We start from the raw sequence: 16,900 nt of genomic DNA on the forward strand, positions 1-16,900 counted from the left end.
TGTAGACATATATCGCATATGTGTCACTCGTTCGCGCCTCCGATGTTCATCAGTCCGGTTGCTCATGTCTCTTGTTGAAACGCCGCGTGCCGGCGTGTCCATCCCGTCCCAGACGCAGTCCGCTCTGGATCGGTATCGCGCGGTGCGCGCCTTCACGGAAATGCTGTGCGAACCGCTGGTCGCGGAAGACTACGTCGTCCAGTCGATGACGGATGTCAGTCCGACCAAGTGGCACCTGGCGCACACCAGCTGGTTTTTTGAGACCTTCGTATTGCGTCCGCACGCCGCCGGCTATACGCCGCTGCATCCGGCCTACGCCTATCTGTTCAACTCCTACTACGTGCAGGCCGGAGAACGCCACTGCCGCATGCAGCGCGGGCTGCTGTCGCGGCCGACCGTCGAGGAGGTGTATGCCTACCGCCGGTATGTCGACGAGCACATGGCGCACCTCATGGAGACGGGGAACGACCTGTTGATGCAGGATATCCTGCCGCTCATCGAGGTCGGGCTGCACCACGAGCAGCAGCATCAGGAACTCATGCTCACCGACATCAAGCATGTGTTTTCGATCAATCCGCTCTACCCGGTTTACCGTCCGTACCGGAGTCGGCCGGCCGGCGTGCTGCCGGCCCTGTCGTGGGTGCCTTTCGAGGAGGGCGTCTACCCGGTCGGCCACGAGGGCGACGGGTTTTATTACGACAACGAAGGTCCGCGGCATCGCTGCTTCGCCGAGCCGTTCGCGCTGGCGTCGCGCCTGACGACCAACGGCGAGTACCAGGCGTTTATCGAGGACGGCGGCTACCGCCGGCCCGAACTCTGGCTCTCGGCCGGATGGGCCACGAGGACGGAGGGCCACTGGGAAGCGCCGCTCTACTGGGAGCGGGGGGACGGGGGCTGGCAGCAGTTCACCCTGAGCGGACTGCAGCCGGTGGATCCGGACGAACCCGTGACGCACGTCAGCTATTTCGAGGCCGACGCGTTTGCGCGCTGGGCCGGCGCCCGGCTGCCCACCGAGCAGGAGTGGGAGATCGCGGCCAGCCGGCAGCCTCTCGAGGGCCCCTTTGTCGATGCCGGCTACTACCGGCCCGTGCGGTATGCCGGCGCGGAGGACGGGCCGCTGCTCCAGCTGTTCGGGGATGTCTGGCAGTGGACGCGGAGCCCGTATTCACCCTATCCCGGCTATGAGCCGGCGCCGGGAGCGCTCGGGGAATACAACGGCAAATTCATGTGCAACCAGTTCGTGCTGCGGGGGGCATCCTGTGCCACCTCGAACTCCCACGCCCGCGCCACCTACCGCAACTTCTTCCCGCCCGACGCACGCTGGCAGTTCAGCGGCATCCGACTCGCGCGCTGAAGTGCTTCGCCCGTAGCTTCTCACTCACCCTATTCCAGGAGACATGCCCGATTCCCATAGCGACGCATCGACGTCTGCCACGCCCGTACTTCCTACCCGATCCACCTTTCTGAACGATGTGCTCGAAGGGCTCGGACGGGACCAGAAAACCCTGTCGGCCAAATACTTTTACGATGAAACCGGTTCGCAGCTGTTCGAGGCCATTTGCGAACAGGAGGAATATTATCCGACACGTACGGAGATGGGCATCATGCAGCGGTATATCGACGAGATGGTCGCCCTGATCGGCCCCGGCGCGCTCCTGGTCGAATACGGCAGCGGCAGCAGCCTTAAAACGCGCATCCTGCTCGATCATCTTATAGAACCTGCCGGTTATGTACCGATCGACATCTCGCACGATTTTCTGCAGCAGACGGCCCGCGAGCTGTCCACCCGGTATCCCCACATTCGGATCGCACCGGTGAGTGCGGACTATACCCGCCCCTTCCAGCTGCCCGTCTTCGAGCCGGCGCCGCGCCGGCGCATCGTGTATTTCCCGGGATCGACGATCGGGAATTTCGAGCCGGCCGCCGCCGTCGCGTTCCTGAAACGGGTGGCGCGTGTGTGCGGGCCGGGCGGGGCGCTGCTGATCGGCGTCGACCTCAAGAAGCCGGTCGAGGTGCTCGAAGCGGCGTACGACGACGCCGGCGGCGTCACGGCGGCGTTCAACAAGAACGTCCTCGAGCGCATCAACCGCGAGCTGGATGCCGATTTCGACATCGACCGGTTTGCGCATCGGGCCCTCTACAACAGGGCCAAAGGACGCATCGAGATGCATCTGGTCAGCCAGGAAGCCCAGACCGTAACGATTTCGGGCCATCGGATTGATTTCGAACGCTGCGAGACGATCCATACAGAGAACTCCTACAAGTACGCGCCCGACGAATTTGCCCGCCTCGCGGCGACGGCCGGGTTTGTTCAGCAGCATGTGTGGACCGACGACGCTCCTTATTTTAGTGTTCAGTATCTCACCGTCGGTGGAACGGCTCGGGCGTGAGGAGTTAAAAGAAAAACGCATCTCACGACTCTAAAGACTAGAGCCTACGCTCATGTATCGCACAGCGCACGCCTGGCACGAAGTGCCCATAGGTGAAGAAGCCCCGGAAATGTTTCAGGCGGTGGTGGAGATCCCGAAAGGGAGCAAGATCAAATACGAACTCGACAAACAGACCGGCCTCATCCGGGTCGATCGTGTGCTCTACTCCTCCGTCATCTACCCGGCGAACTACGGATTCATCCCTCAGACGCTGGGTGAGGACGACGACCCGTTGGACGTGCTCGTGCTCATGCAGGAGCAGGTCGCTCCCCTGAGCATCCTTCGCGCCCGCCCGATCGGGTTGATGGAGATGGTGGACCAGGGGCAGAACGACGAAAAAATCATCTGCATCCACGTGGACGATCCGGCCTTCAACGGTTTCTACCACATCTGGGAAATCCCGGACCACACCCTGCGCGAACTCAAGCGCTTCTTTCAGGACTACAAGAAACTGGAAGAAAAGGAAGTGCGCGTAGAGAACTTCCTCGGACCGGACAAGGCACGCGCCGTCGTCAATCGCTCGATCGTGCGCTACAACGAGATGTACCGCAAGAAAAAGGAAGAGGCCGAAGCCGCGGACGCGTGATGCGGGTTCGTGGTTCGAGGTTCAATTTCCGTTGAGAACGGACATTCACCACGCCCATTGCGAGCGGTTCAGGATGACGCCTCGAAAAGGATTTTGGAAAATCTCGTCAGGTTCTGGGAGGCCACGAGCATAACCTCGAACCTGGAACCTCAAACTCTCCCTTCAAAACAGCCCGAGGCGCACTTCGACGGAGTGATTCCACGCCGGCGCCTGCCCGGGCACGCGGCCTTCCTCGTAGCCGAAGTAGGCGTAGTCGACCCGGATAAAGCCCAGCGCAATGCCTGCCCCGAGCGCCGGATACCCCTGGTTCAGCCCCGCCCGAAGTGACAGGAAGGGGAGGTGTACCTGGGCCCCGATGTGCAGCCGCGCCAGGAAATCCTGATCGATTACCGGCGCGCGCGAGCCGACGTAGTCGATGGCCAGCCCCGATTCCTTGAAAATCCCGAGGAACGAAGGCAGCACGTAGGCGACCCCCGCACGGTACGACATGTACATGCCGTAGGCGTCGTTCGCCAGGACGGCCTCCCGATCAGCCACGACCGGGTTGTACGTGCCGGCGAGCATGCGATCGTAGGAGAACGAGAAGGGGTGGGTGACCACGTCGTACACCGCGCCGGCGGCGTAAAAACGGCCGGGCAGGAAGGGCAGTTTACCCAGTTCGTATTGCAGGCCCAGATCGGCGCTGAGGCCCGTAGCGGAGAGCACATGATAGGGCTCGTTGCTCCCCATGACATCGATCGGCTTGTTCTTGCTGGAGACGCTGCGGCGAATGTATTTCACCGTCAGGCCCAGCGTTCCGCGTTTGATCCCGATGGTCGACAGATCCTTCGCCGCGCCGGCCACCACCATCACGTCGGCCAGGGCGGTCATGTTGAACTGCGGCACGCCGCCGCCGGCATCGGTGTAGGTGTAGCTGAAATAGCTGCTGCCGAATGCCCCCACGCCCACGCCGAGGCCGAACATCCGAAACATCAACGAAGGGCCGGGCACGGTTGCATTGAGGTAGGCCCGGTCGCGGCCCATATCGAGCGCGGCGCCGTAGAGGGCCGCCCGCTCCTCGACGCGCAGCGTCGACAGCCCCTCGTCGATGGCCGGCGCCATCTCATCCCTGTAAAACCTGACCTGGTCGACCACCTGTTCGTTGAACGTGGCGCGCAGCCCGACGGCGTTGAGGATCGGCCGCATGGGCGGGATGTAGGCGAAATGCGCCGGATTGTAGAAGAACGCCGTCTGGGTCGATGGGATGCCGGCGACGGCGTCGCCCATGCCCAGCGCCTGGATCGATTGGGAAAACGGACGGGTTGTCTGGACGAGTTGCTGGGCGTATACGGCCTGATTCGCGAATGCGCTTAGAAGCAGTAGCGCCCAGACGAACGGACGGCGAAGCACAACGGTTCGGTTTGACACAGAATCTCTTTCGCTGGGGTAGGTGGCGGGTCCGCCCGGGCGGCCGGCGTGCAGGAGGCGGTGCGGGTTCAACGGGTCGGACAGGTTTCTGCGATCTCGTTCCCCAGCGCGGCCCATGCGGAATTGGCCGCATCGATGAGCGTATCGGAGGTCGTGCCCCGCGGGCTCTCAAAAAGCTGCGCGCGGGCGGTGGCGCTGGTCGCGGCCTCGTCCAGATCGTCCGCCGTGCGGCAGGCGACGTACGCGGTCATCATCGACATCTCTTCCTGGCTGTCCGCGCAGTACCCGATCCCCCCCGACGGCAGGCGATGCAGCGTCGCGGTAGTAGCCTCGGCTGTTTTCTGGACCTCCACCAGGGCCAGACTCAGGTGGACCAGCGCCCGAATCTGGTAGGCGCGGGCCAGGAGCAGCGTCGTCTCCGGTCCGTCGTTCGCCGGCATCGGGACATCGAGCAGACTCTTGATGCGGCGCATCACCTGCAGGCGCGGCTCGAGCGCCGCATACGCCGGCTCGTCGATCAGCGAAAGAGGCGAGGAGGGGATGGCGGATGGCGAAAACGAGCACGCCGGCGCGGCGCCGGCGGGGATGAAGGGCTCCTTTTCCGCGCCGTCGTCGAACCCGATCGTGCGCGAAAGGGAGACGACGTCGAACAGCCGGATCGTGTCGCGCTGGACGAGCGCTTCGGACAACAAGGTGCGGACATCCAGCCGATCCCCCGAACGGGGGAGAGCGCGTTCCATGTAGGATACGGCCGCTGCCGTGTCGCCGGTATCGAGCGCGATACGGGCGTCTACCAGCAGATCGGCGATGGCGTCGCTCCCGCCCTCGTCCTGGAACGGCGCAAAGGCGTTGCACCCCGCCTGCAGCAGACAGATGTTCAGCAGAAGGCGCGGCAGCAGGTGGCGGGGCATTGGGGAAGGGTCTAAGGTTTAATGTTTAAGGTTCAAGGTTCAAGGCCTGCAAAAATAGCCACCTTGAACCTTAAACCTCGAACCTTTAACCCCTACCCCTAGAGACCGATCCGGATCTGCCCGGAATGATACCAGGTGGCGAGCTGACCGGGGTAACGGCCGCCTTCGGTGCCGTAATACGCGTAGTCGAGGTCGATAAACCCGAGCGAGATTCCGCCGCCGACCGTGGGGTACCCCTGGTTGAGGCCGGCGCGCAGCGAGAGGATCTTCACGCGGGCCTGGACGCCGAGCCGGATGTGCGCCAGGAAGGCCTGGTCGACCGCCGCCTCGCTGTACCCGACATAGTCGAGCGCGACACCGGTCTCATCGAGCAGTCCGCCCGGAAGCTTCGGCAGCGAGTAGGCCACGCCCAGCCTGAAGGACGGCTCGACCGCGAATTCGGCGTTGGCGCGGGCGACATCGTCCGCCACGTCCTCCGCACTGGCTACGCCTTGCAGCGTGCGGTCGTAGGCGTAGGCGAACGGGCTTCCGACGAGGTCGTACATCGTGAGGCCGATGTTCAGGTTGCCCGGCAGCAGACCGGGCGCCGGCCGCTCGTAGAGGACGCCGAGGTCGACCCCGACGCGGTTGCCGGCGATGAGGGCGAAGGCCTCGTCGGACGAGAACACATCCAGCGGCCGGCTCTTGAACGTCACGTAGCGCCGGGTGTATTTGCCGTTGAGGCCGGCCGACAGGCCCTTGACGCCGAACGGCGTAAGATCGATGCCCACGCTCCCTACGACCATCGCATCGGCGAGGGCCTCCATGTCGATGAGCGGCAATCCGCCGCCGCCGTCGGGCAGCCGGTAGCGGACGTGGCTGCTGCCGAAGGCGCCAAGGCCGAAGCCGATCGGGCCGACATGCATCGCGAACGAGGGAGCGAGGACATCTGCTTGCAGCATCGTCGGTACCCGCCCGATATCCAGCGTCTGCCGGTAGAGCCGGTCGAGTTCATCGACATCCAGGTTGTCGAGCCCGGTGTCGAGCGCCGGCTGCAGTTCGTCCCGATAAAACGCTACCTGGTCGAACAGGTTATTGCTTACCGAAACGCGGGCGCCGGCGACGGTCAGGTGAAACCGTGCCTTGGCCACATGGGCGGGGTTGTAGAAAAAGGAGGACTGCTGCATCGGCAGCGCCACGACGGCGTCGCCCATGCCCAGCGCCTGCGGCATGGCCACGAAGGACCGGCTATGCTGCGGGACGAACTGGCCGGCCGCCGGCATGGTTACCGCAAAGGCCAGCAGCAGGAAAAGCACAGGTGTGGAGCGTTGCATCGGTTCGGATGGCACGTTTCAAAATCAGGGGGAGTCAGGCCGTAAACGGAGCCGGACATGGATCAGCCGGTGACGCGGATGTCGATGCCACAGCTGGCGGTGATGGAGGAGATGAAATCCTCCCGGGCGCTCTGGAGCAGATCGAGCAGTTCGTTCTCCGTGGATCCGAGCAATTCCTGGCGTATCGCGAGGTCGTCGATCGCGGCGTCGATATCGAGCACTTTCTCGCAGACGATGTAGGATTGGAGGGCCTGCAGGGCGTGCTGGTCCGGTGCGCAGTACCCGATGCCGTTCTGGCTCACCCGGTAGAGGGTCGCGCCGAGTTCATCGGCCTTGCCCTGGATGTCCAGCACCATGGTGGCCATCATGCTGATCGCATGCATCAGATGCGCGTTGCTGAGCTGGTTGGGGTCGAGGTCCACCTCGGTTTCCAGCAGGTCGCCCAGGAGCGCGATGGCGCGATCGAGCACGTCGCGATTCGAGAAGAGGGCGATGAACGCGGCCTCGTCGGCAAAACGAATCTCGGTCAACCCATCGGACGAGCCCTCGAACGTACACGCCGGCGGCGCGCCGCTCCATTTGCCGGAACCGGCCACGGCGTCTTCCGAGATGAATTCGGCCAGATCCTTCATCAGCAACAGGTCGATGTCGTTGGCCTGAAACAGGGCGGACGAAAGCTCGACGCGGATCTCCGGATCGGTCGAATCCTTCGCATAGGCTTTCTCCAGCAACGCGACCGCCTTGTCCGGATCTCCGTTCTGAAGCGCGTACCGCGCATCGTCCAGCAGCACTTCGGGGTCGTCGCTGGAGCCGTCCCGGTAAAACGACTCGAAGACATTGCAGCCGGTCGACATGAATAGCATCGACACGACCGCGAAAAGAACGCTGGTCCGTTTCATGGAATACCTGGAGGAACGTGGGATGGGATGGCGCAGCGGCCCGGTGGAGGGCGGGTGGCGCGACCGTGGGGGAGCGGCAGAGGCTCCAGGTAGGGTATCGGCGGAGAGCGAAGGGCGCTTAAGAACGCGGGGCGGGCTCGGCCTCGTACGGGGCGGGCAGGTAGTGACGCAGGACGTGCGCCGGCGCCGGCGCGGTGGCGAGGCTCACGCCGATCAGCACGATGAGGTTGGCCGCCAGGCCGTACACGCCTTCGTGAAGCGGGACGGGACGCCACGCCGGCGCGACCAGGAATACCGTGTTGACGGTCAGGCCGGCGATTAACCCCCACACGGCACCCTGTCCGGTGGCGCGCGGCCAGTAAAATGCGGCGAAAATCAGCGGGAAGATCTGGGCCACGCCGCCGTAGGAGCCCACGAGGAGTTGGACGATCTCGATGTCGGACGCGACCGCGAAATAGTAGGCGACGACCCCGATGACCACGATCAGCGCGCGGATCCAGGCGCGCTCCCGGTGGTCGGACATTGGCGACCGGAGCCACGGCCGGACGCCGTCGCGAATGGCGATCGACGCGGCGGCATGGAGGATGGCGTCACCGGTGGACATCGATGCCGCCAGGGTGCCGGCGCAAACCAGCCCCACGATCACGCCGCTCAGGCCGATGGAATCCTGCATCAGGATATGCGGCAGGATCGTGTCCGAGGGGGAGACGCCCGGGAACGCCAGGATGCCGGCGAACCCGATGAGGAGGATCGGGACGAGGAAGAGCTGGAACGTTGGATACAGCACGACCGTCAGCCGCAGCGACTTCGTGCTCCGCGCGGCATAACTCTTCATAAACAGGTGCGGCCACATCGAGAGGCCGAGGGCGGACACCGCGACGAACGAGCTGAACCCCCACCAGTCCCAGGGCTGGCCGGCTCCCGTGAGGCCCGGCGCCGTCAGCATGCCTTCATAGCCAGCGTCGATCAGCTTCTCGAACATCGGTCCGACGCCGCCGTGCAGGACGGTGGGGAGGTAGAGCCCCAGGAACCACGCGATCCCCATCATAAACACCCCCTGGAACGCGTTCGTCCACCCCACGCCCATCACGCCGCTACGGAATACGTAGACGATGACGATGCCGTACGTCACGAGCGCCCCCAGCCATTCCGGTATTCGCCCCTCGGACAGGGTAGCGAGGATGTAACTCGCTCCCTTCATCTGGAGCGTGAGGTAAGGGATGAACACGACGACGCTGAGCAGCGCGAGCAGCGCCGACAGCACCCGGCTCCCGAACCGGTGGCTGAGCAGTTCCGCCTGCGTCACGAAGCCGAGTTCGATGCCGAGCCGGCGCGTCTTCGGCCCGAAGAAGTACAGCGGTACGAGCCCCACAACCCCGTAGGCGATGATATAAAAGGCGGCCGCGCCCCGCGAATAGGCCCACCCGGGTCCGCCCAGAAAGGCAAAGGCGGAAAAGACGGAGGCCCCCAGGACGAAGTAGAGCACGAGCACGTTCATCGACCGGTCGCCGGCGACGAAGCCGGCCACGCTGTCGCTCGCCGAGCGGCCCGACCAGAGCCCGGTAACCAGCGTGACGATCAGGTACAACGCGCAGACGACCAGTGCAATCAGCCAGTTTTCCACGGATGCGCCCGGTTATGCCGCGTCGGAACGATACAGGGCGATGAGGGCGACAAACTGGATCCCCAGCCACCCGACCAGCCATGCCAGCGATAGCGGCAGACCGAGAAGGAGCGGCGTCGCGCCGGAGAAAAGCGGATAAACGGGCCAGATCATCGCGGCGCTGCAGAGCAGGAACACCGCGGCGAAGAGGAGGCGGGGCCGACGCCGGGATCCGGGCATGCCGGCGGGGAAAAAATGCAGGCCGCGGGGAGGTGGGGGCATCTCGGGCATGTCGGAGCGGGTATGGTTCGGATCTTGCCGCTTCTGGGGCGTTGTACTCGATGCCCAAGATAGCATAATCCGTCTCCCGATGAAATCGAACCTGCGCCCCTTTGCGCTCGCGGCCCTGCTCGCCGCGGGGCTTTTCGCCGGCTGCTCGGCCGTCCGCCCGGATCCCGGCGCGCCGCCCGAGGAGGACCGGCCCGTCGTCGTCCAGGGCTACCGCATCCAGGTGGCTACCGCCCGCGACAAGGGCGAAGCCGACCGGCATGCGGACCGGCTGCTGGCGTGGTGGAACGAGCGCTCGGAGGCCGAACGCGCCGCCTTCCGCGCCGGAAAAGAGCTCGCGGTGGACGTGAACTGGATCCAGCCGTATTATCGCGTGCGCGCCGGCCACTTTGAAGACGCCGATTCCGCGCAGCCGCTGCTGGATGCCCTGAAGGAACGTTTTCCATCCGCGTTCCTGGTCCCGGAATCCTATACGACCCGGTAGGCGAGTACACCATGATGCGCAGGCATCATGGTGTCGTTTCACGTTCCAGGTTTACGGGTCAAGGAAATACAGTCCAGCGCCTTGAACCTGCACCCTGCACCCTGTAACCCCTCATGAATATCCTGAACATCGAGATCAAGGCGCGCTGCGCGGATCACGCCCCGATACGGGCATATCTCGAGTCGGCCGGAGCGCACTACGCCGGTCTGGATCGGCAGATCGACACCTACTTTCGGGTGCCCGAGGGGCGCCTCAAGCTTCGCCAGGGCAACGTCGAGCAGGCGCTCATTTTCTACCGCCGGCCCGATCAGGCCGGTCCCAAACGATCCGACGTAGTGCTGCATCCCGCCGATGCCGCTACCTCCGAGAGCCTGCGTCACACGCTGACCGCGGCGCTCGGGGTGCTCGTCGTGGTGGACAAGCGCCGGCATATCTTCTTTATCGACAACGTCAAGTTTCATCTCGACGCCGTGGAAGGCCTCGGGTCGTTCGTCGAGATCGAGGCGATCGATCGGGACGGCTCGATCGGCGTGGATCGCCTTCGCGCGGCCTGCGAGACCTACATGGAAGCCTTTGCGATCGCGCCGGAAGACCTGGTCGAGGTCTCTTATAGCGATCTGATGCTCGGGCAATCACCCTCCGCCCCTCAATAGGCGCGGGCGGTATATTCGTAGCCGGAGGCCAGGCTCCTCGGGTTGGGCGCTGTGTTGCTGAACGTCGTCGGGGTCGATTCGTAGGGCCATTTCCAGTCGTCGACGGCGACCACGAAGTGCAGGTGCGGGTAGCCGGCCAGCCCCGTCGCCCCGCTCAGGCCGATGGAGTCGCCCGGCGCCACCGTTTCGCCCACCTCCACGAGCGCGCCGTCGCGGGTGAGGTGCATGTATTCGGCGTAGGTGCCGTCGCCGTGCGACACCACGACGAGGTTGTTCGGGTCGTTGCCGTCATACCCGCTCTCCACGACATGGACGACGGTGCCGGCGCGCGACGCCGTGATCAGGGTGCCGATGGGCATGTTGAAGTCGATCGCGTATTCGTCCGGCAACCCCTCGCTGTGGTAGGATCCGCTGCAATGGCTGAGATCCACGAGGTACGTCCGGCCCACCGGGTAGGGCAGCACATAGTCTGAGGTCTCCCAGTCCTCATAGACGCCTCCCGGGCAGGCGCGGGCGATCGGGCCTTCTTCCGGATCGCGGGGCCGGTCCGGGGCGCCATACGTAGAGCAGGCGGCGGCGAGCAGGGAGAACAGGCCGAGCCAGGCGGCCAGGCGATGCAGAAGCAGCATGTCGGTTGCGGGTTTTTGTGATGGAGGACACGAGCGAGGCGGCCCGATGATAGGAGCCTCCCCGTGCCGCGTCGTCCCGCAACGCAAAGTGGGACGCATTTTCCGGAAGAAAGAGCGGCTCGGCGCCGGCTACGACCGCTCCGTCTGCCCGAGCGCCCGGTTCCGATAGGCAGTCGGCGTCATGCCGGTCTCTTTGCTGAACGCCCGATGGAAGGCGGATTTGGAATTGAAGCCGGCCGCGTAGAGGATCTCGAGCACCGTGAGATCCTGCTGGTCGGGATTTTCGAGCATGCGGCGTGCCTCGGCGACGCGATGGGTGTTGATGACGTCGAAGAAGCCGCCTCCGAGTGCCGCGTTGAGCGCCTGGGACGTATGCCGCGCCGGCACGCCGAGCGCCCGCGAGAGGTCGTCGACGGACAGCTCCGGGTTGAGGAAGGGTTTCTCGTCGGCCAGGTAGCGCTTGATGCGGTCACCCAGCACGGCCAGCTCGGCGGGTGACAGGCTGGTTTCCACGCTGCGCCCCGGCTGCCGCGCGATGCCAGGGTGTTCGCGGAGGGCGACCCAGGTCGCGTACCCGCAAAAGACGAGCAGGCAGGAGATGGACAGGAATTCCATCGCTGGCGCCACGCCCGCCGGCACCGCTGCAATGAGGCCGGCCGCGCTGCTGGCGGCGCTGAACAGCCAGTGCAGGCCAAACAGGACCAGACCGAACCGGAGCCAGAATCGATGCGCGTTGGAGGGGACGCGCTCGAGGCGATGCCAGGCCAGCGCGTAATACACGGCGAACGCGCCGTTGAGGATCAGGAGCCGGGCGTAGGGGAGCAGGGCGTCGCCGGCATACCCCGCCGAGGCGGCGAACCGGATCAGGCCGGCGCCCGCCACCCACAGGATGGGCATCAGAGCGTCGGTCCATCGAAACCAGGGATGCAGGCCGGGCCGGCCTGCCGCATCCACATAGCGATAGAGCAGCGGCGGGAGCAGGAAAAAGAGCGCCTGGACAGGCAGGCCGAGCGCTGCGGACACCGCGCGCGGGGCCCACCCGAACGCGTGCGCCGTCGCCCAGATCACGAGCAGGGTGTTGATGAGGAGGATGGCGAACAAGGCTCTGTTCTCCGACTGGGCCCGGAGGGGCTTCGCCGCGAGCGCGAGGGTCATCACGACGAGCAGCGCCGTGGTGCCGGCATAAAGCAACAGGAAGGGAAGTGGTGTGGGCATGGTTACAGCGCGTTTCGGCTGGATTCAGGGACGGGAGGTCCGGAAGCATGCCGCTCGTCTGGCACAGCGTTGCACCCGCGCGCAGGGCGGGGCGTTCCGGAGAAAGGTACGATGCGCCAAAAGCAAAAGCGTCCCGGCGTAGACCCCGCCGGGACGCTTTCTTTCCTATCGTGCAGGCGTTGCGCCTACATCGTCCAGAGTTCGTACACGAGCGCTATGATGCCGAAACCGCAACTCCCGATAAAAAAGTAGAAGAGGATCCGCGTCCAGCGCTCCGTCGCGGTCAAGGCCGGCTCGGTCCTGGGATCCTGGGTGGCGGTTTTGTTTACGTTCGGGCTACTCGCATGGGTTTTCATCGATGGGTGCATCCGACACGTTGGTCTGGATACGGTTGGTTGGGGATCAGGAACGCTGTAACAATGCCGATCGAAAAACTTGGTTGCTGACGCGAGAACCCATTTTTTTATGTCTCATTTCGGGATGCCGGGCGTCGGAATGGGCGCTGATCGGACGCCGGGTGTGTGGCATACGATTTGTCGACCTTCGGACATCGCTCGGAGAAGCCCCCCGTTGCTTGTCCCACGAAAGCCTTTTTTAATGAAGCCTATCAACGCAGTACAAAGAGTCCGTACGGACCGCTGGCGGGTTGCCGCGGTGCTCGTGCTGGGCCTGGGGGTCTGGTCCTTCTTCGGGTGCCGCGGCGAAGCCCAGATCGCCGGCGACATACCGGCATCCCGCTTTCCGTCGCAGGGCTGGAGCCCCGTCGTGTGGCAGGATCCCGGGGGGTGGACTACGATCGACGTCACGACGCGGGGCATCACGCCGGCTGTCGCGGACGTGGCCCCGCTGCTGCAGGACCTGGCGAACAACGCCGGCGTCCCGACCATCCTCTACTTCCCGCCCGGCACCTACACCTTCCAGAGCCAGGTGGACATCAAAGAGGACAACATCATCCTCCGGGGCGCCGGTTCGGACGCGACGCGCCTCGTGATCGACGGCTCCGGCTCCCACGAAATCCGGTTTATCGGATGGCAGGAAGATCCGATCGCCATCACGGCCAGCGTGCCCGTGGACGGGACGACCATCACCCTGGCGAATGCCGCGTCGCTGGCCGCCGGCGACCTGATCGAAGTCAGCCAGGACCTGGCCGACTGGGAGGCCGACTGGGGCAAGCGCTCGTGGGGGCAGATCGTCCAGGTCACCGCCGTGTCGGGCAATACGGTCACGGTGGATATGCCGCTTTCGCTCGGGATCAGCACGCAGTACAATCCCTCGGTTATGAAGATGCACCCGGTGCGTAACGTCGGGGTGGAGGAACTGGCCGTCGAGCGGAAAGCGTACGGCGAATCGAATAATCTGGAGTTCCGGAGCGTGTTCAACGGCTTTGTCCGCAACGTCGAGTCGTACAACGCGATCAAGTTTCACGTGCAGATTTACCGCTGCCGGGACTTCGTCGTCGAGGGCAACTACATCCACGACGCGCAGAATTACGGCACGGGAGGGCATGGGTACGGCGTCGATCTGGAGCAGCTATCCACACGCATCCAGGTGACGAACAACATCTTCGAGAACCTCCGCCATTACATTCTCGCGCAAACGGGCGTCAACCATTCGATCATCAGCTACAACTACAACGTCGATCTGGTGGAACTGGTGGATATCAGCCTCCACGGGCATTTTCCGAACCACAATCTCTACGAGGGCAACCTGTTCTGGTGGAGCGGCATTGCCGATTTCTGGGGCCAGGTCGGGCCCGAGAACACCTTCTTCCGGAACCGGATCCAGGGCAAGACGAGCGGCGGTCCCGGCATGTCGATCTACGATGTCTCCAACCGGCAAAACGTGATCGCCAACCACTTCCTGCGGGGATCGCGTATCGAAAAAGACGGCGCCATCGAGGATACGTACGAGGAAGGCAACGTGATCGACGGGAATCCGGTCTGGAACACCCTGTCGTCCGGCGCGACGCTGCCGGCTTCGCTGTACCTCACCTCGCCGCCCGACTTCTGGCCGGCGAACCTGCCCTGGCCGGCGTTCGGCCCCGACGTGTCGGGGTCGGACCTCAACGACATCCCCGCGAAGATGCGGTATGAAGGCACGCTGGGTGGCGGCGGGGGCGACCCCGTCAACGAGCGGCCCTCGGTGACCATCACCAGCCCGTCCAGCGGCACGAACTTCATGCTCGGCAGCGCCATCGTCATCGAGGCCGAGGCCGGCGACGCCGACGGCATCGTGCAGGGCGTCTCGTTCTGGATCGACGGCGTCGAGGTGGTCGACGATATCATACCCCCCTTCGCCTACACCTGGCCGGATGTGCCGGAAGGGGCCTACGTGATCACCGCCGTCGCCCGCGACAACGCCGGCGCCTCCACGGTTTCGGCCGAGGTGTTCGTGTCGGTGTCGGCGGAGGAGCCGCGCGAGGTGTTTGTCTCGGAAGTGACCGCCAGCGCCTTCCGCGAGGCGGCCGTCCCGCAGAATACCCTCGACGGCGACCTCGGCACCCGCTGGTCCGCGACGGGCGATGGCGTGTGGATCCAGTACACCCTGTCCGACGAGGCGACGCTATCCAGCGTCGGCATCGCCTGGCACAAGGGCGATACCCGCCAGGCGACGTTTGATCTGCTGGCGTCGATCGACGGGCAGAACTGGACGCCGCTGGTCGAGGGCGTCGTCAGCAGCGGACTCCGGAAAACCCTCGAATACTACGACGTCCAGGACATTCTGACGCGCCACGTGCGCATCGTGGGGCATGGGACGACGGTGAACGACGCGACCAGCATCACCGAAACGTCGCTCAGCCTCGATTCGCTCGCTCCCTTCATCGCCGGCGATGCCTCGGGCAACGGGTCGGTCTCCGCCCAGGACGCGGCGCTCGTGCTGGCCCACGCGGTCGGCATTGCGCTGCTTCCGGCGGACGCGTCGTCGGCCGCCGATGTGTCGGGCAACGGGGATCTCTCGGCGCTCGACGCGTCGCTGATCCTCAAGTTCGTCACCGGGCTCATCACCTGTTTCCCGTCGCAGGGCAACTGCGAGACGGTGTCCTCGCTGCCGTCACCCCTCCAGCTTCCAGGGCGCGCGATACGGACGCGATAGGTGCGTATTGGCTTCCCGGTCGTCCGGGAAGCGCTCGGCCTTCGGATCCCATTTCAGGTCGCGACCCAGCTTCATCGCGATGTTGCCCAGGTGCGCGATCGTGATGGATCGATGGGCCGTCTCGATCGGCGCGACGGTCTGCTCGCGGGAGATCACGCAATCGATGAAGTTGCGCGCGTGGTTCTCGCTCTTGTAGAGCTGTACGTCGCCGGGTGCGATCGCTGATTCGAGGAGCGCCGGGTCCGAGGCTTCCCAGGCGCCGCGCGTCACCCAGATCCATCCCTCCGTTCCCTGGAAACGAACGCCCATCCGGTTTTCGTCGGAAATGATGAGCTTGACGCCGTTTTCGTAGAGGCACTCGAAGTAGTAGTGGATGGCGGTGTTCCAGGGCGATTCCGTCGAATAGACCGCGCGCGCGTTGCGGACTTCGACGGGACCGGTGTTTTCGGTATCCATGCCCCACTGTGCGATGTCGGGATGGTGACCGCCCCAGTCGGTGACCTGGCCGCCGGAATAGTCGAAGATCCAGCGGAAATTGACGTGGCAGCGGGCGGGGCTGTACGGCGCCTCGGGCGCCGGCCCGAGCCAGAAGTCGTAGTTGAACCCGTCGGGCACGGGCTCCGCCGCCTTGCGGTGGCCGCTGCGGCCGAAGTCGGGCGTGCCGCTCGGCTGGCCGACGCGGACGGTGTGGAGTTTCCCGATGCGTCCGCTGCGCACGAGTTCGCAGGTGCGGCGGAAGCGGTAGTCCGACCGCTGCTGACTGCCGGTCTGGAAAATGCGGTTGTTGGCGCGGATCGCGTCGCTCATGACGCGGCCGTCGTGGATGGTGAGGCTGAGGGGTTTTTCGCCGTAGATATCCTTGCCGGCTTTTGCGCCCATCACGACGGGGAGCGCGTGCCAGTGATCGGGCAGGGCGGTGAGGAGGGTGTCGATATCGTCCCGCGCGATCACCTCGCGAAAGTCCTCGTACGCATCGCAGCCGGCGTATTTTCCGGATTCGGTCCCGTTGGCGTAGTGCCAGTTGATGTATTCCCGCGCCGGCTCGCGGCCCGCGATCTTGCCGTCCCAGTAGCCGGCGCTCTGGCGGTTGACGTCACACGCCGCGATCACCTGGACGCGTTCGTCCGCCAGGAAGTTGTTGATGTCGTTCATGCCCTGGTTGCCGCAGCCGATGAGGGCCATGGTGATGCGGTCGCTCGGCGCCGGCCGGCCGGCGCGGCCGAGGGCCGATGCAGGGATGATGGAAGGCAGCGCAAGCGCGCCGGCGGAAAGCTTGATGAACTGGCGTCGGTCGAGGCGGCTCATGGCGGCATGGAGTCGGTGAAGAGGGTAGTTGATGGATGATAGGAGGAGAATCGCAAAATGCAAATCGCAAATCGCAGATCGAAGG

At 64.7% G+C, this 16,900-nt stretch carries 16 protein-coding genes; 6 read left to right on the plus strand and 10 right to left on the minus strand.

What is annotated here, in order from left to right; translation table 11 throughout:
* The first annotated feature begins 64 nt into the window (after nucleotides 1–64).
* Genes egtB through R2834_06865 form a run of 3 tightly spaced genes read left to right on the plus strand, consistent with a single transcriptional unit; the run spans nucleotide 65 to nucleotide 3,015 of the window.
* Nucleotides 65–1,354 carry an ergothioneine biosynthesis protein EgtB gene (gene egtB, locus R2834_06855; protein ID MEZ4700031.1) on the plus strand — a complete coding sequence of 430 codons (1,290 nt, stop codon included), beginning with the start codon at nucleotides 65–67 and terminating at the stop codon, nucleotides 1,352–1,354.
* A gap of 43 nt (nucleotides 1,355–1,397) precedes the next feature.
* A complete protein-coding gene (gene egtD / locus R2834_06860; protein ID MEZ4700032.1) occupies nucleotides 1,398–2,390 on the plus strand; it encodes an L-histidine N(alpha)-methyltransferase in 993 nt (330 codons plus the stop codon).
* A gap of 52 nt (nucleotides 2,391–2,442) precedes the next feature.
* Nucleotides 2,443–3,015: an inorganic diphosphatase gene (locus R2834_06865; protein MEZ4700033.1), complete on the plus strand. Its 573-nt coding sequence runs from the start codon at nucleotides 2,443–2,445 to the stop codon at nucleotides 3,013–3,015.
* 162 nt (nucleotides 3,016–3,177) lie between these two features.
* Here R2834_06865 and R2834_06870 read toward each other — a convergent pair whose 3' ends face one another.
* The 6 genes from R2834_06870 to R2834_06895 all read right to left on the minus strand — a co-directional run bounded on the left by R2834_06870 (nucleotide 3,178) and on the right by R2834_06895 (nucleotide 9,439).
* Nucleotides 3,178–4,404 (minus strand): hypothetical protein, encoded by a 1,227-nt coding sequence (locus tag R2834_06870; protein ID MEZ4700034.1) that lies wholly within the window; start codon nucleotides 4,402–4,404, stop codon nucleotides 3,178–3,180.
* A gap of 86 nt (nucleotides 4,405–4,490) precedes the next feature.
* On the minus strand, nucleotides 4,491–5,333 hold the full coding sequence (locus R2834_06875; protein MEZ4700035.1) for a hypothetical protein: 843 nt from the start codon (nucleotides 5,331–5,333) through the stop codon (nucleotides 4,491–4,493).
* Between the two features lie 98 nt (nucleotides 5,334–5,431).
* Entirely contained in the window at nucleotides 5,432–6,646 is a 1,215-nt protein-coding gene (locus R2834_06880; GenBank protein ID MEZ4700036.1) for a hypothetical protein, read from the minus strand.
* Nucleotides 6,647–6,708: 62 nt separating this feature from the next.
* Nucleotides 6,709–7,545 (minus strand): tetratricopeptide repeat protein, encoded by an 837-nt coding sequence (locus R2834_06885; protein MEZ4700037.1) that lies wholly within the window; start codon nucleotides 7,543–7,545, stop codon nucleotides 6,709–6,711.
* Between the two features lie 118 nt (nucleotides 7,546–7,663).
* A complete protein-coding gene (locus tag R2834_06890) occupies nucleotides 7,664–9,169 on the minus strand; it encodes a sodium:solute symporter family protein (protein ID MEZ4700038.1) in 1,506 nt (501 codons plus the stop codon).
* A 12-nt stretch (nucleotides 9,170–9,181) separates the two neighbouring features.
* Nucleotides 9,182–9,439 (minus strand): hypothetical protein, encoded by a 258-nt coding sequence (locus R2834_06895; protein ID MEZ4700039.1) that lies wholly within the window; start codon nucleotides 9,437–9,439, stop codon nucleotides 9,182–9,184.
* Between the two features lie 79 nt (nucleotides 9,440–9,518).
* On the opposite strand from R2834_06895, the gene R2834_06900 reads away from it, so the two are divergent.
* Both R2834_06900 and R2834_06905 read left to right on the plus strand, forming a co-directional pair.
* Entirely contained in the window at nucleotides 9,519–9,920 is a 402-nt protein-coding gene (locus R2834_06900) for an SPOR domain-containing protein (GenBank protein ID MEZ4700040.1), read from the plus strand.
* 113 nt (nucleotides 9,921–10,033) lie between these two features.
* Complete coding sequence (locus tag R2834_06905) at nucleotides 10,034–10,573, plus strand: class IV adenylate cyclase (GenBank protein ID MEZ4700041.1); 540 nt, start codon at nucleotides 10,034–10,036, stop codon at nucleotides 10,571–10,573.
* On the opposite strand, the gene R2834_06910 is transcribed toward R2834_06905, so the two are convergent.
* The 3 genes from R2834_06910 to R2834_06920 form a co-directional block, all read right to left on the minus strand.
* Nucleotides 10,567–11,202 carry a M23 family metallopeptidase gene (locus R2834_06910; protein MEZ4700042.1) on the minus strand — a complete coding sequence of 212 codons (636 nt, stop codon included), beginning with the start codon at nucleotides 11,200–11,202 and terminating at the stop codon, nucleotides 10,567–10,569. The genes R2834_06905 and R2834_06910 overlap by 7 nt on opposite strands.
* Nucleotides 11,203–11,331: 129 nt before the next feature.
* The gene (locus tag R2834_06915; GenBank protein ID MEZ4700043.1) at nucleotides 11,332–12,417 is read right to left on the minus strand and encodes an AraC family transcriptional regulator; all 1,086 of its coding nucleotides are present in this window, start codon (nucleotides 12,415–12,417) and stop codon (nucleotides 11,332–11,334) included.
* 185 nt (nucleotides 12,418–12,602) lie between these two features.
* Nucleotides 12,603–12,773 (minus strand): hypothetical protein, encoded by a 171-nt coding sequence (locus R2834_06920; protein MEZ4700044.1) that lies wholly within the window; start codon nucleotides 12,771–12,773, stop codon nucleotides 12,603–12,605.
* 241 nt (nucleotides 12,774–13,014) lie between these two features.
* Here R2834_06920 and R2834_06925 point away from each other — a divergent pair, with 241 nt between their 5' ends.
* Nucleotides 13,015–15,510, plus strand: a complete 2,496-nt coding sequence (locus R2834_06925; protein ID MEZ4700045.1) for a discoidin domain-containing protein — start codon at nucleotides 13,015–13,017, stop codon at nucleotides 15,508–15,510.
* Here the strand turns inward: R2834_06925 and R2834_06930 are convergent.
* Complete coding sequence (locus tag R2834_06930; protein MEZ4700046.1) at nucleotides 15,469–16,815, minus strand: Gfo/Idh/MocA family oxidoreductase; 1,347 nt, start codon at nucleotides 16,813–16,815, stop codon at nucleotides 15,469–15,471. The genes R2834_06925 and R2834_06930 overlap by 42 nt on opposite strands.
* Nucleotides 16,816–16,900: the final 85 nt, after the last annotated feature.

The organism is Rhodothermales bacterium (assembly GCA_041391505.1).
Taxonomy (GTDB): domain Bacteria; phylum Bacteroidota; class Rhodothermia; order Rhodothermales; family JAHQVL01; genus JAWKNW01.